The sequence below is a fragment of the Nitrosomonas sp. genome (assembly GCF_040240425.1).
Taxonomy (GTDB): Bacteria; Pseudomonadota; Gammaproteobacteria; order Burkholderiales; family Nitrosomonadaceae; genus Nitrosomonas.
The window spans coordinates 38,807-52,584 of sequence record NZ_QPHG01000013.1; the positions used below are offsets into that span (position 1 = coordinate 38,807).

Consider the following 13,778-nt stretch of genomic DNA (forward strand, 5'->3'; position numbering starts at 1 on the left):
GGATCTCAGGAATTATCTGGTGAATACGATAACCGCTACTCCGGTTGCTCCGGAGTAGCTTCCCGTAATGCAGCGTGTGGCTTCGTTCGCGGCATCTATTCACCATGAACTGGTAAAATCAGTTATCATCCGCGCAGTATTTCCAGGCCGTCGTAACTCATTAATGAATCACTATTATCGCTAGTGCAAGATGAAATATTCAAAATGGCTGTTGCTTGCTGCGACAAGCAGTATGTTTCAATTTATAGCTTCCCCGGCTCCACTCTATGCCAGCAACTTAAGCAATCTAAAGAATTTTATTAAAGACAGCCGGGTGGAAGTCGGCGGATGGGTTAATGGCGGCGCAACCTTTAATCCAAGCCAATCAGATGGCTTCAATGGACCGGTTGCTTTCGCCGATCAAGCCAATCGTTTTCAGTTGAATCAATTCAATACGTTTATTCAACGTCAAGTGGTTTCCGAAACCCACAAATGGGATTTTGGCGGGCGGTTCGATTTTCTGTTCGGAACCGATGCCATTTTTACTGAAGCCTTTGGCGTACCGGCTTTTGACGTCAACACCGGTGAAGCGCTAAAGCGCAGCAGCTGGGATCTCGGGTTGTGTTGCGCCTCTACCAAAACCTACGGCATCGCGCTGCCGCAAGCTTATTTGGAAGCCCATGTGCCCATTGGCACAAAAGGAATTAATATCAGAGCCGGTCATTTTTACTCTCCCACCGGTTTTGAAACAATTCCAGCACCCGACAATTTCTTTTACACGCGCGCTTATTCTTTTAATGCAGGCGAGCCTTTCACACATACCGGTTTACAAGCCAGTTATATCATCAATAAAAATTGGTCTGTTCTGGGTGGCGCTGTGACCGGCAGCGCCACCGGGGGCTGGGATGGCGGCTGGGACAAACAGCTTGGCAACTGGAGCGGAATTGCCGGTTTCACCTGGAAAAGTGATAATCAGGCCACATCGTTCAATGCCACCGGCACTTACGGCGAAACTTCAACACACAGCAGTGAATCGTGGGGAATGTTTAATCTCGTGCTGCAACACAAAATCAATCCCAGAACCTTATTGGTCTTGCATCATGTGCATGGGTTCGCGGACGGCATTCTATTAAATAATCTGAAATACGCCAATGTAGTCAAAGATACCCAGTGGATGGGGTTGGTCACGCATCTATATTATGATCTGACCGAAAATTTATCGATTGGGCTTCGTGGCGAATGGTTCCGCGACAGAGACGGATTTCGCAATCCTTCGCCATTCCGGGTCGCGGCGGCAACCAATATCGTCAATGGCGTACCGGTAAGCTATGCGGGAAATATCAACAACGTTACGGTTGCACCTGCGGATTATTACGCGGCAACGGTGGGAATGAACTGGAAAGCGGCCAAGACGTTAAAACTTCGCTGGGATCATCTGAAGAAGCTCACCATTCGGCCGAATATTCGCTATGACAGTGTCGATGCCTATCGTACTGTTGCGTACAAACCGTTTGCTGGCCATAAGGATCAAATTTTGTTCTCGCTGGATTTTGTGCTTCCCTTCTAAGGAACAGTTTTAAATCAGCGTTGTGACTGGAAATCGATGTTGCAGGTTTTTTGTTGCAGGTCTTAAAGACCAACCACCGAAAAATTCGGTGGTTGTTCGTTACTTACTCAAAGGCCATTGTTCACAGAACTCTCTGGACTCTTTGAAGTGAGTTCACGATCTTGATTAGCTTTCGCTTTATTTATTACTTTGCCTTTTTGCTCTAACGCCATTTTTCTATGGAAATCAGCATGTATCTGAATTTCCCGCAAAGTCTTTTCGTATTCACGAACGTTTGCTGTTGCATGCGATTGAGCTTCTAGGCCTTGTCTACCAAAGTAATAAGGATGCGCTTCATACTCCTTGAGAATTTTTTTATTCTCCCGCAACCTTGCTTTGGTTTCTCTCCCTATATCCTCATAATACTTGACTAGAGCATCATGATCATTATTGGAAATTCCAACTGGCGCAGCGACGGAACTCATTTGTGCGCAAGCGGATAAAATGGAAATTGTTAAGAATAGTGAAAATACTTTTAGTGCTTTTTCGATCGATTTTTTCGAATCATATATCAATAATGTCATTTTAACTCCTCCAAGGTTCAGTGTAGGTTGGAAAAACTTTTGTGTATGACTGCAATGCCATTGCACTTGACATCATAGAAACCCTCCGCGCTCGGGCATTTGTTGAAAAAATCACGACACTTGTGATCATATTTCTCTCCTCCGTTAAATTTGTTAATCAGAAAAAAACTATAGTTTTTTGGTAAGGAAAATAGTGCGCTTCACCAATCACAACCACAGTTTCCATTGTAGCCACCATTAACCACAATCCATTCAAGGTCATGAAATATAAGACCTTTTAGTCATGGAAAACAAAGTTTATCATAATCAAAAATGAAAGCCAACAAAATATCTGACTTTTTTACTCGGGAATAGTTCAGGAGGGAAAAATAGCATGAAAAACACTAAAATAACGCAACAAGTAAATGTTCTGCGTTTAGATGGTCAAGAGACAATCTTGCTCAATGCCAGCCCAGTTAATTGGACATTTCGATGCTCAATAGAGAATCGAAATCGAGGATATTCAAACCTTGGTTAAGATAACAATCCATTCGAAACTTAAGCACGCACAGGAGAAATTTACATGAACAATAATCCCGTAGGCTGGTTTGAAATTTACATGCAGGACATGGAGCGCGCCAAGCGTTTTTATGAATCGGTGTTCCAAACAAAGCTGGAGCGACTGGATAGTCCCGCAGGCATGCCGGTTGAGCTTTGGAGCTTTCCCATGATGAAGGGTCAAATGGGTGCATCCGGCGCGCTGGTCAAAATGGCGGGTGGGCCGTCCGGCGGAAATGCCGTGCTGGTCTATTTTTCCTGTGCGGATTGTGCTGTTGAGGCTGCTCGCGCAGCCTCTGCGAGAGGACAATTGATCCGCGAAAAAATGTCCATCGGCCCCTATGGCTTTATCGCTTTGATCCGGGACACCGAAGGCAACATGATCGGTTTGCATTCAATGCAATAGCCCTTTCTGCTTTCAACCGCAATAAAAACCCCGCTACACGGAGCGGGGCATCAAACCGCCCGGAATTGAATTATTTGTTACGCACCCCGGCACGCTTTTGTTCGAGCACCTTGGCAACGGCTTTGATATCAGACTCGCTTATACCGGCTAACTCGGCTTGTTGACCGATGATTTGAATGAATTTTGTAATTGTTCTATCCGGAATGTTTCGCCCCTTGTGAATTTTAGGCATCGAACCGCGGCATTTATGGCCGGTATCGAGCAGAGTGCCGTCATGCCGCGAGGAACCGCCCAAGTCATGATCCAGCATCATGGCCAGGCACTGCGAAATATCCGCGGGGGTTTCCGTCAAATTACCAAAGAACGATGCAATTTCACGATCGGACAATAAAGCAGGCAATGCATAGTGCTCCAGAAACGCCAAAATGCCATAATACCCGCCCAATCTGGCCGCAACCGAATCGCTTCTGATCACGAGACGCGGTTCATCCGCACTGTCGCTGGCATCCGTTTGCTGAACGTTGGTCTTGACTTGATCCGCCATCACCGAACCGATGCCGTCGATGGCAACGAGCGCGCAAATCAGAGCGATCGCGAAATATTTAACCCATTCCGGTGAAACTGGTCTTGATTGTGCAAACATCATGATTTCCTCTCCTGTTCATTAATTCCAAGTTATTGTGCCCAGTGAGCGCTATCTGCTTTCACTGGAAGTCAGTGGATTCCCCTGCATATATTTTTTGAGTACCTCCACTGCTCAATACGCAGCTACTTGAAATTTGGATGCAAACAAACACAAGATTTTTAAATTTCCCATATATTCAATCTATATACAGACATTTAAATCGTATCCGCAAGAAATCCCAGTTCACTCAATCACACAGTAATAATCCGTTGCATCCAAACAGCAGATTCCTTCGTATAGGTTTGTAGAAGCGATCCACTGCATATCGCTTGAAATAACTCATCAACCGGAGGAGGAAAAATTTCATGTCGAAGCAAACTATCAAAGTCGTTGCGCACGTCATCGCGCGCACAGACAAAATTCCAGAAGTGCAAACGATTCTGCACGGAATCATCGCGCCAACACGCCAGGAAGCAGGATGCCTGAGCTACCAGTTATTCAGCAATCACAGTCATCCGGTCGAGTTTCTGGTTATCGAAGAATGGACAGACGAAAATGCCATCGCCGCACACTTCGCCACGCCGCATATCCAGCAAGCGCTGACAGAAATAGCGCCCCTGTTGGCCCAAGCGCCAGGCATCCAGAAATACACCTTACTGGACTGACAGTTTTTTACTGCTTTAACGAAGAAGCGAGGAAAAGTGATACGCAAACGTATCTGATGATATATTTCAGAACAGACAATGAACAAGGTTAATCTTAATGATTAGGGTTTGATCAGCCGTGGCAACCAGCGATACCCATCGCAGTGACTGCAATGCCGGCGATGCGCATATGCATGCGTGGGTCACCGCTATTGCCAGGCATGACGAACAAGCATTGGCGGAACTATACGAAGCGACACTGGCGCGCGTTTACGGCATCGCGCTGCGGATCACACGTAACCCGCAAGCAGCGGAAGAAGTCAGTGAGGATGTTTACTGGCAGGTCTGGCGCGAAGCGCCGCGCTTCGACGCACAACGTGGCAATGTCATCGCCTGGCTGCTGACGATCGCGCGCAGCCGGGCACTGGATTATTTGCGTAAGGCGGACGATGCCGAACTTTGTGAAGAACCGGAGCTACTATTAACCAACGAACCTTCGCACGACGGCGATCCGCAAGACTTGCTGGCGGCAGCGCAAAATAACGCCAAATTGAATCAGGCGTTGCAACAGCTCGAACCAGTACAGCGCCAATTGGTTGCGATGGCTTTCTTCCGCGGCTTGACGCACGAAGAAATCGCCGTTTTCAGCGATATGGCCTTGGGCACGGTCAAATCGCATATCCGCCGCGCGCTCAAGCAGTTGCACGATGTGCTCGAGGACGATTTAGTCAAAGGTTTTGAACGATGAAAAAACGCTACTCATTAGACCCGGACAATCCGCAGCACGCCGACAAAGTTGAAGCGGCGCTGCTGGAGGGATTGAAACCAGCACAGCCAAGCGATCAACAGCGTGCAAAAATCCGCGCCCAGCTTTTCCAACGTATCCATGCCAGCGCCGCTGCGGAAGCGCCACGCGTCACGATCCGCAGCGATCAAGGCCAATGGCGCAAGATTCTCCCCGGTGTGCGCGCCAAAACACTCGATCAACATAATCGCGCTTTCCTGCTCGATATCGAACCCGGCGCCAGCCTGCCGATGCACCGCCACCACGAAGACGAGGAGTGCGTGGTGTTGCGCGGCTCAGCCAGCCTCGGTGACCTCAAGGTGAACAGCGGCGATTACCATATGGCGCGCGCGGGCAGCCGTCACGGCAAAATATCGTCGGAAAGCGGCGCGTTGCTGTACCTGCGCGGTATACCGGTGGGCCACATCGCCGAAGTCGCGCGCGATCTGCTGACCGCATACCTGCCCGGCGAAGGCCGCGAGTTGATCACCATCCGCGCCAACGAAGGCGACTGGTCGGAACTGGCGCCCGGTGTCTCCAGCAAGCCGCTGTACGACGACGGCCAAACCCGTTCGTCATTGCTGCGCATCGATGCCGGAACCCATTGGTCATCGCAGCAAGCATCGCTCGCGCACGATGAAGAATGCCTGTTGCTCGAAGGCGACGCCTTTTTCGGCGACACGCTGCTATGCAGTGGCGACTGGCAACTCGCACCCACAGGCTCGGAATCCCGTCCAATTTCCTCCGATCGCGGCGCGCTGTTATTCATACGCGGCGCGCGCATCGCGGCGTAACCGTTCGAGGCTCGACCATGCGCATCGGTATTGATCTCGGCGGTACAAAAATAGAAGGTGTGGTGCTGGACACTGACGGTAAAGAGCGGGTTCGAAAGCGCGTGGATACGCAGCAATCGGCTGGCTATTGGGCGATTTTGCACACCATCGTGCAACTCGCCCGGCAGCTGGAAGCGGAAACCGGCCAGCAATGCCCGGTGGGCATCGGCACGCCGGGCGCGATCTCGGCGGTCAGCGGCAAAATGAAGAATTCCAATACCGTCTGCCTGAACGGACAACCGCTGCTCGAAGATTTGCAAGGACTATTGAACCGGCCGTTGCGCATCGCTAATGATGCTAATTGTTTTGCCTTGAGCGAAGCGCTGGACGGCGCGGGCAAAGGTTATAGCGTGGTGTTCGGCGTCATCATGGGCACCGGCGTCGGTGGCGGCATCGTGTTCAACGGACAATTACATCAAGGCCGTCAACACATCGGCGGCGAGTGGGGTCACAACATCCTGGAACGAAACGGGCCGGATTGCTACTGCGGGCAGAAGGGCTGCGTCGAAACCCTGATCTCCGGCCCCGGCCTAGCCGCCGATTACCACCGCCACGGCGGCAATCGCGCCTTGCAAGCCAATGACATTGTCGCACTGGCGGCGCAAGGCGAACTCTTGGCAGAAGCCGCAATGCAGCGCTTCCTCGACCGCTTCGGCCGCGCCCTGGCAACCGTCATCAACATCCTCGACCCGGATGCGATCGTGCTCGGCGGCGGGTTATCGAATGTCGACCGGCTCTACAGCGAAGGCCGCGAGAATGTTGCACGCTATGTATTTAATGACCAATTCATCACGCCAATCTTGAAAAATATCCACGGCGACAGCTCCGGTGTTAGAGGGGCTGCACAGTTGTGGCGGTGCGATGAAGTCTGACGGACAAACAACGAAAATCAAAAATATCCCTCGTTTAAGAGTCCAAGATATACTACCAACCAACGTATATCACCAACTAAGGATAAAAAATGCAAGTTTCCAAATGAGGCGATAGCTTAGCAGTCAGATTACCCGCCGCCGTGGTCGAAGTATTGGATCTCAAGGAAGGCGACGATATTGAAATTCATGTCACCGGATCTCGCAACCTGGAGATCAGCAAAACACCCGAAGCACGCGAGATTCTCGCCCGCTTAAGAAAATACCGGGGAAAATTACCGGCAGATTTCAAATTTGACCGTATCGAAACACATTAACGATAAGGTATTTCTGGATACCAATATTCTCTTGTACTTACTGTCCGTGAATCCCCTGAGTACCGGCTTCAAGCAACACACTTCAACCGCTTCTCGATCCCTCCCGAATTCAACAGTCAAATTTGTGATCGCTCTGACAAACGGATATACCGTCAAAAACAATTCAAATATCAGAGTGAATCAAGAATCCAGTACCAGAAATTAAGCATTAGCTTTTACTTCAAATAAACTCTTGACATGCGAGGCTACTGAATCAATTTCAGGGTAAATCTTTCCTCCGTTAATTCCCAAAGCTTCTAGTTGCTCTCGCATTTTCTTTTTATCTCCGGCTTTCACGACTAATCTAAGTTCATTTGGCTTATAAATGTAAGAAACCGGAATTCGCGAAGATTCTGACTTTCTGTCACTGATGCCAAACAAGAAGAATGCACCATCCTGCCTAATGATTCTCGGGTTATTCAGTAAAGGTTTGACGCAGATTACTGATCGGAGATGTTCTGACTTGATCTTTGGTTCAAATGACGACCTTTCCTGGCGTATGTCATGAATCAATAATTTGATCGACTCTTGCTCTGAAAATTTTTCTGGAGTTTCGTCTGGCTTTACAACGAATTCGAACTCAAAAAGCTGCTTACTGACATTAGAAATTACGCTCACCGTGTCACTATCAAAGTATTTGATTTCTTTCTTTGGCAGTCGAAAGATAATTACCTCACCGTCTGCAGATTTTTCTTTGGTCTTTTCGTCGTCTTTATATTTTTCATCCTTGCACGCAAAAAGAAGAGCTATTAAAGGATTGCCGGTAATATCCAGTAAACGAGTGGGTAGAGCGTAATGCTGCATTTTCACGAGCTTTTGAAATGTAGTTTCTAGTTCATGAAAATCATCTGGACAACGCAAGATTAACTCTCTGAACATTCTGTGCTCATTGGCGATCCAACCAGAATTCCGGTAGACAGAGGGAACCAGTTCGTATTTCTTATTGGAGTGACCTCGATAATAGTATTCATAGTCTGGGTCTTGTGTAAGAGACTCCAACTCCGTGAGCAGTGTGCGGACACTGCCAATCCCTATCTCGCTTCTCTCTAACGACGGACGTTCCATATCTGAATCTCTTTTCTAAGCTAACTAAAATTAGCCATATAGTTTAAAAAAATGAACCACTTCCATGAGGCTGCTCATTTTAATAGCCTGCTAAACCACCGACACCATCAGGCGCACTAGTATCATTTAACGAAAAAATACCCCCCGCCAGCGGCGGTAACGTAATCGCGATCGAGTCGGAAAATCCCATCCAGGGCATTTGCACGCTGGCGATGTTGCCGAGGTTGCCCATGTTACTGCCGCCGTAATACGCGGAATCGCTGTTGAAGATTTCGCGGTACATGCCCCCGGCGGGAACGCCGATGCGGTAGCCGATGCGCGGCACCGGGGTGAAGTTGAGGACGATTAGCACGAAGCTGCCGTCCTTGGCGCGGCGCAGGTAGCTGATGATGGATTGCTCGGCGTCCTGGCAGCCGATCCAGTGGAAGCCTTCGGCGGCGAAGTCAAGCTGGTGCAGCGCCGGGATATTTTTGTAGCAGTGATTCAAATCGCGCTGCAATGCTTGCACCCCGACGTGTGGCGGTTGTTGCAGCAAACCCCAGTCGAGTTCGGCATTCACGCGCCATTCGCGCTGTTGCGCGAATTCGTTGCCCATGAAGTTGAGCTTCTTGCCCGGCCAGGTCATTTGGTAAGTCAGCAGCAGACGCACGTTGGCGAACTTTTGCCAGTCGTCGCCGGGCATTTTGTTGAATAGCGAACCTTTGCCGTGCACTACTTCGTCGTGCGAGAACGGCAGTACAAAGTTTTCGCTATACGCATAAAGCTGGCTGAATGTGAGCAGGTCGTGGTGATAGCGCCGGTAGACCGGATCTTGCTGCATATACGAGAGGCTATCGTGCATCCAGCCCATATTCCATTTCATCGAAAATCCCAGGCCGCCGACGTAAGTCGGGCGCGAAACCGCAGGCCAAGCGGTGGATTCTTCGGCGAGTGTCAGCGCGCCGGGAAATTCGCCGTGCACCATGACGTTCAGTTCGCGCAGGAAATCGATGGCTTCCAGGTTTTCCCGGCCGCCGTATTTGTTCGGCAGCCACTCGCCTTCCTTGCGCGAGTAATCGAGGTACAGCATCGAAGCAACCGCATCGACGCGCAATCCGTCCAGATGAAATTCGGACAACCAGTAATGCGCGCTGGACAGTAGAAACGACTTCACTTCGTTGCGGCCGAAATTGAAAATGTACGTGCCCCAGTCCTGATGAAATCCCAGGCGCGGATCTTCATGTTCATACAAAGCTGTGCCGTCAAAGCGCGCCAGCGCAAAAGTATCCTGCGGAAAATGCGCGGGCACCCAGTCGAGAATCACACCGACACCCGCCTGATGACAAGCATCGACAAAAAAGCGGAAATCATCGGCTGAGCCATAGCGGCTGGTGACGGCAAAATAGCCGGTGGTTTGGTAACCCCACGATTCATCCAGCGGATGTTCCGAGACTGGCATCAATTCGATATGCGTATAGCCCATTTCCAGCACATACGGCAGCAGGTGCTCGGCCAACTCACGGTAGCTATAAAAACGCCCATCCGGATGGCGCTTCCACGAACCGGCGTGAATCTCAAAGATATTCAGCGGCGCGTGCAGCCAATCCCAGTTCTCGCGATGAGTCATCCATGCCGCATCTTGCCAGTCAAAACCGCTATCCGCAGGCGCCAATGCCGCCGTCTGAGGGCGCAGTTCAAAGCGCTGGGCATAAGGGTCTGTTTTGACCAGAATTTCACCGCTGGCGCGGTTGCGAATCTCTAATTTGTACAATGAACCGGGCGGCAATTCCGGAATGAACAGTTCCCAGACTCCGCTGGCGTGGTGCACATGCATGGGATGCATGCGGCCATCCCAGCGGTTGAAATCACCGACGACACTGACGCGCTCCGCATTCGGCGCCCACACCGCGAAACGCATGCCGTTCACTCCGGCATTGCTGACAGAATGTGCGCCGAGCGTACGATACGTCTGCCATAGCTTGCCTTCGTTGAATAAGTACAAATCGTGATCGGAAATTTGCGGCGCAAAAGCATACGGATCGAATAACTCATAAACGATATGCCGCTCCCCTTTTTTCTCGATGCGCAAACGGTAAGGCATAGCAGGCGAAGTATCTCCGCGCCACTCGAAAATTCCATCCGGATGAATACGCTGCATCGGCTCAAAACCGGTTGCCGTCCTGATCCACACCTGTACGTCATAGGGACGGAACACCCGCACCAGCGTTTGACCCTGCTCACGATGCAGCCCGAGGTAGGCATAGGGATCGTGCAGGCGCGCATCGAGCAGCGCATTTTGCATGACATTGGTTTTTCTGACTGTAATCACATTATTTGACCGGTTGGCTGATATCTTGGGAATTATAGCGTGTCTGCTCTTTGACTTAAGACAATTGAACTGAAAGCTTAATGTGAGAAAGTGCCATAATACGATACTATATCGACATGCATTAGAAAGGGACATCGCGATGGACAATCATAATGAACCACACTATGCCAGTGAATCCCCGGCGCAGCACAATACCGGCAGTCACTTCCACAGCAACATCTCGCACGATACACTGGCACTGATACTGGCCGGAGGACGCGGCAGCCGCTTGCATCAACTGACGGATTGGCGTGCCAAACCGGCGGTTCCCTTTGGCGGTAAATTCCGCATCATCGACTTCCCGCTTTCCAACTGCGTCAACTCAGGCTTCCGGCGTATTGGTGTGGTGACACAATACAAAGCGCAGAGTTTGATCCGCCATATTCAGCACGGCTGGAGTTTTCTCGATGGCCGCTTCAAGGAATTTATCGAATTGCTACCCGCGCAGCAGCGCACGGCCGATGAAACCTGGTATCAAGGTACGGCCGATGCGGTTTTTCAGAATATCGACATCATGCAGCGCCACACAGCCAAATACGTGATGATTCTCGGCGGCGATCACATTTATAAAATGGATTACAGAAAATTGCTGGCCGAACATATCGAAAAAGCAGCCGATATGACGGTGGCCTGCCTTGAAGTTCCGGTAGAGGAAGCCAGTGCTTTCGGCGTGATGGGCGTCGATACGGCATGGCAAGTTACCAGTTTCACCGAAAAACCGGCTCACCCGGCATCAATACCGGGTCAACCGGGGAAAGCGCTGGTGAGCATGGGAATTTATGTATTCAATGCCGCATTTCTTTATGAACAATTGATACGCGATCATAAAACCCATGACTCAGCGCATGATTTCGGCAAAGACATCATTCCCTACCTAGTGCCTCGCAATCGTGTCTTCGCCCACCGGTTTCAGCATAGCTGCGTCAATATGGCCTACGACACAATACCTTATTGGCGTGACGTGGGAACGATCGACGCGTATTGGGAAGCCAATGTAGATCTGGTCGGTGTCACGCCGGAATTGAATTTGTACGATGCCGACTGGCCAATCTGGACGCATCAGGAACAATTACCGCCCGCCAAGTTCGTTTTCGACGACGACAACCGGCGCGGTCAAGCCTTGGATTCTTCGGTATCGGGCGGTTGCATTATCAGTGGCGCGACTGTGCGCCGTTCCCTGCTGTTCTCCAATGTCAAAGTGAATAGTTTCAGCAGCGTGGAGGACTCGGTCATACTGCCCGATGTGGTGGTCGGCCGGCATGCGCGCCTGCGCCGTGTGGTCGTGGAAAAAAGATGTTCCATTCCCGAAGGGCTGGTCGTGGGATACGATCCCGATGAGGATCGTAAGCGGTTCTATGTATCCGAAAAAGGCATTACTTTGATCACACCCGAAATGCTGGGGCAGGAAATACATAAGGCATACTGATCAAATGATCTTGAACGTTACCTATGTGACGCCTCTCCAATCACAATCATTAAGCAGGTACGTCATTCTTAAATGAAACAATTAAATCTAGTTTTACTGTGGCACATGCATCAGCCGGACTACCGGGATTATGTCACCAACGAGTTCGTGCTGCCGTGGGTATATCTCCATGCCATCAAGGACTATACCGACATGGCGTATCATCTGGAAATGCACCCGCGCACCAAAGCGGTGATCAATTTTGTGCCGGTGTTGTTGGATCAGCTGGAGGATTTCTCCACGCAATTCTCCACCGGGGAAATCCGCAGCCCTTTGCTCCGTCTGTTAGCAACGCCCGACCTGGAGCACATCTCCATCCAGGATCGCCTATACGTGTTCGACAGCTGTTTTCTCAGCAATCACACCACCATGCTACAGCCGTATCCGGCCTATAAACGTTTGCACGAGCTGTACCAGATGTTCAATAAACGCAGCGAAAGCGAGCTGACTTATTTTTCCGGGCAATATTTAGCCGATCTGCTGGTGTGGTATCACTTGGCGTGGATGGGTGAAAGCGTGCGCCGCAACAACGAGTTCGTGATGAAATTGATGGCGCAAAGCCAGGGATTCAGCTACGAAAACCGCTTGCAACTGTTCAATCTGATCGGTGAACTGATCCGGGAACTGATTCCGCGCTACCGCAAACTCGCCGAATCCGGCCAGATCGAGTTATCCACCACGCCGCACTATCATCCGCTCGCACCGCTGCTGATCGATTTCACTTCCGCCCGGGACAGTCAACCCGGCGTGGCGTTACCGGAACATCAGCTGTATCCGGGTGGCCGCAGCCGCGTTGCGTTTCATCTTGCTTCGGCCATCTCCAGCCACACCCAGCGTTTCAATGAAAAACCCACCGGTATATGGCCGGCCGAGGGCGCTTTGTCGTCAGCGCTACTGAAAATCTTTGCCGAGCAAAATTGCCAATGGAGCGCCAGTGGCGAAGGCGTACTGGCCAATAGCCTGCAGGCTTCTTATCCGGACGCGCCATTGCCGGACCGCACTGAGTATCTGTACCGCCCTTACCAAGTCGATGGAGAATCCGGGCAAGTCACCTGCTTTTTCCGCGACGACCAGTTATCCGACTTGATCGGCTTCGAATATGCCAAATGGTTTGGACGCGATGCGGCGGAAAATTTTATCCAATCATTGGAACGGATCTACCATGGCACCCCCGCTGGCGAGAATCCGGTGGTCAGCGTGATTCTGGATGGAGAAAACGCTTGGGAGTCGTATCCCTACAATGGCTTTTATTTTCTCGATGATCTCTATGGTTTGCTCGAGAACCATCCGTTCATCCGTACCACGACGTACCGGAACTATATCGCCGATCCGGAGAAAACCAATATAATTAGAATATTGCCAACCCTGGCGGCCGGTAGCTGGGTGTATGGCACCTTCTCAACCTGGATCGGCGACAAGGAAAAGAATCATGCCTGGGATATGCTCTGCGCCGCAAAACAGAGTTTTGACTTGGTCATGCAAAGCGATCGTTTAAGCGAAGAAAAGAAAATCGAAGCCAGTCGGCAATTGGCCTCCTGCGAAAGCTCCGACTGGTTCTGGTGGTTTGGCGATTACAACCCGGCGCACTCGGTCGCCAGTTTCGATCATCTGTTCCGGTTGAACCTGATGAATCTGTATCGCTTACTTAAACTGCCGGTACCACCGGCATTACAGGAATCGATTAGCAAAGGCAATGAGCAAAACGAAGCAAGCAGCGCCATGCGGCGGTCTTCGTAGC

Annotated in this window: 12 protein-coding genes and 1 pseudogene; 9 read left to right on the plus strand and 4 right to left on the minus strand. The window is 50.6% G+C overall.

All coding sequences use genetic code 11. The annotated features are described in order from the left end of the window. The first annotated feature begins 232 nt into the window (after positions 1 to 232). Positions 233 to 1,546, plus strand: a complete 1,314-nt coding sequence (locus tag DU481_RS06765; protein WP_350133454.1) for a porin — start codon at positions 233 to 235, stop codon at positions 1,544 to 1,546. A 107-nt stretch (positions 1,547 to 1,653) separates the two neighbouring features. Here the strand turns inward: DU481_RS06765 and DU481_RS06770 are convergent, their stop codons facing one another. Next, entirely contained in the window at positions 1,654 to 2,109 is a 456-nt protein-coding gene (locus DU481_RS06770) for a hypothetical protein (RefSeq protein ID WP_350133455.1), read from the minus strand. A gap of 562 nt (positions 2,110 to 2,671) precedes the next feature. Here DU481_RS06770 and DU481_RS06775 point away from each other — a divergent pair. Then, positions 2,672 to 3,052, plus strand: coding sequence for a VOC family protein (locus DU481_RS06775; protein ID WP_350133456.1), 381 nt, complete (start codon positions 2,672 to 2,674; stop codon positions 3,050 to 3,052). A gap of 70 nt (positions 3,053 to 3,122) precedes the next feature. Here DU481_RS06775 and DU481_RS06780 read toward each other — a convergent pair whose 3' ends face one another. Beyond that, positions 3,123 to 3,698 (minus strand): hypothetical protein, encoded by a 576-nt coding sequence (locus DU481_RS06780; RefSeq protein ID WP_350133457.1) that lies wholly within the window; start codon positions 3,696 to 3,698, stop codon positions 3,123 to 3,125. Between the two features lie 344 nt (positions 3,699 to 4,042). Here DU481_RS06780 and DU481_RS06785 point away from each other — a divergent pair, with 344 nt between their 5' ends. The 5 genes and pseudogenes from DU481_RS06785 to DU481_RS06805 all read left to right on the plus strand — a co-directional run. Beyond that, positions 4,043 to 4,342 carry a putative quinol monooxygenase gene (locus tag DU481_RS06785; RefSeq protein ID WP_350133458.1) on the plus strand — a complete coding sequence of 100 codons (300 nt, stop codon included), beginning with the start codon at positions 4,043 to 4,045 and terminating at the stop codon, positions 4,340 to 4,342. Positions 4,343 to 4,460: 118 nt separating this feature from the next. Continuing rightward, positions 4,461 to 5,069 (plus strand): sigma-70 family RNA polymerase sigma factor, encoded by a 609-nt coding sequence (locus DU481_RS06790; protein WP_350133459.1) that lies wholly within the window; start codon positions 4,461 to 4,463, stop codon positions 5,067 to 5,069. Continuing rightward, on the plus strand, positions 5,066 to 5,899 hold the full coding sequence (locus DU481_RS06795; RefSeq protein ID WP_350133460.1) for a cupin domain-containing protein: 834 nt from the start codon (positions 5,066 to 5,068) through the stop codon (positions 5,897 to 5,899). The genes DU481_RS06790 and DU481_RS06795 overlap by 4 nt, the downstream gene beginning before the upstream one ends. A gap of 17 nt (positions 5,900 to 5,916) precedes the next feature. Continuing rightward, positions 5,917 to 6,810: an ROK family protein gene (locus tag DU481_RS06800; protein ID WP_350133461.1), complete on the plus strand. Its 894-nt coding sequence runs from the start codon at positions 5,917 to 5,919 to the stop codon at positions 6,808 to 6,810. Between the two features lie 119 nt (positions 6,811 to 6,929). Then, positions 6,930 to 7,124 (plus strand): annotated as a pseudogene (locus DU481_RS06805) (AbrB/MazE/SpoVT family DNA-binding domain-containing protein); the annotation flags it as partial. Positions 7,125 to 7,325: 201 nt separating this feature from the next. On the opposite strand, the gene DU481_RS06810 reads toward DU481_RS06805, so the two are convergent. Beyond that, positions 7,326 to 8,228 carry an FRG domain-containing protein gene (locus DU481_RS06810; RefSeq protein ID WP_350133462.1) on the minus strand — a complete coding sequence of 301 codons (903 nt, stop codon included), beginning with the start codon at positions 8,226 to 8,228 and terminating at the stop codon, positions 7,326 to 7,328. A gap of 79 nt (positions 8,229 to 8,307) precedes the next feature. Further along, positions 8,308 to 10,509, minus strand: a complete 2,202-nt coding sequence (glgB, locus tag DU481_RS06815) for a 1,4-alpha-glucan branching protein GlgB (protein ID WP_350133490.1) — start codon at positions 10,507 to 10,509, stop codon at positions 8,308 to 8,310. Between the two features lie 166 nt (positions 10,510 to 10,675). Here glgB and glgC point away from each other — a divergent pair, with 166 nt between their 5' ends. Together glgC and DU481_RS06825 are read left to right on the plus strand one after the other, a co-directional pair. After that, positions 10,676 to 12,001 carry a glucose-1-phosphate adenylyltransferase gene (glgC, locus tag DU481_RS06820; protein ID WP_350133463.1) on the plus strand — a complete coding sequence of 442 codons (1,326 nt, stop codon included), beginning with the start codon at positions 10,676 to 10,678 and terminating at the stop codon, positions 11,999 to 12,001. A 72-nt stretch (positions 12,002 to 12,073) separates the two neighbouring features. Next, positions 12,074 to 13,777, plus strand: a complete 1,704-nt coding sequence (locus DU481_RS06825; protein WP_350133464.1) for a glycoside hydrolase family 57 protein — start codon at positions 12,074 to 12,076, stop codon at positions 13,775 to 13,777. Position 13,778: the final 1 nt, after the last annotated feature.

Bases quoted from the DNA above. Each gene is read 5' to 3' on its own strand.
- DU481_RS06810 (WP_350133462.1), bottom strand. From the start codon at position 8,228: ATGGAACGTCCGTCGTTAGAGAGAAGCGAGATAGGGATTGGCAGTGTC.
- DU481_RS06770 (WP_350133455.1), bottom strand. From the start codon at position 2,109: ATGACATTATTGATATATGATTCGAAAAAATCGATCGAAAAAGCACTA.
- DU481_RS06795 (WP_350133460.1), top strand. From the start codon at position 5,066: ATGAAAAAACGCTACTCATTAGACCCGGACAATCCGCAGCACGCCGAC.
- DU481_RS06825 (WP_350133464.1), top strand. From the start codon at position 12,074: ATGAAACAATTAAATCTAGTTTTACTGTGGCACATGCATCAGCCGGAC.
- glgC (WP_350133463.1), top strand. From the start codon at position 10,676: ATGGACAATCATAATGAACCACACTATGCCAGTGAATCCCCGGCGCAG.
- DU481_RS06765 (WP_350133454.1), top strand. From the start codon at position 233: ATGTTTCAATTTATAGCTTCCCCGGCTCCACTCTATGCCAGCAACTTA.
- DU481_RS06785 (WP_350133458.1), top strand. From the start codon at position 4,043: ATGTCGAAGCAAACTATCAAAGTCGTTGCGCACGTCATCGCGCGCACA.
- DU481_RS06800 (WP_350133461.1), top strand. From the start codon at position 5,917: ATGCGCATCGGTATTGATCTCGGCGGTACAAAAATAGAAGGTGTGGTG.
- DU481_RS06775 (WP_350133456.1), top strand. From the start codon at position 2,672: ATGAACAATAATCCCGTAGGCTGGTTTGAAATTTACATGCAGGACATG.
- glgB (WP_350133490.1), bottom strand. From the start codon at position 10,509: ATGCAAAATGCGCTGCTCGATGCGCGCCTGCACGATCCCTATGCCTAC.
- DU481_RS06780 (WP_350133457.1), bottom strand. From the start codon at position 3,698: ATGATGTTTGCACAATCAAGACCAGTTTCACCGGAATGGGTTAAATAT.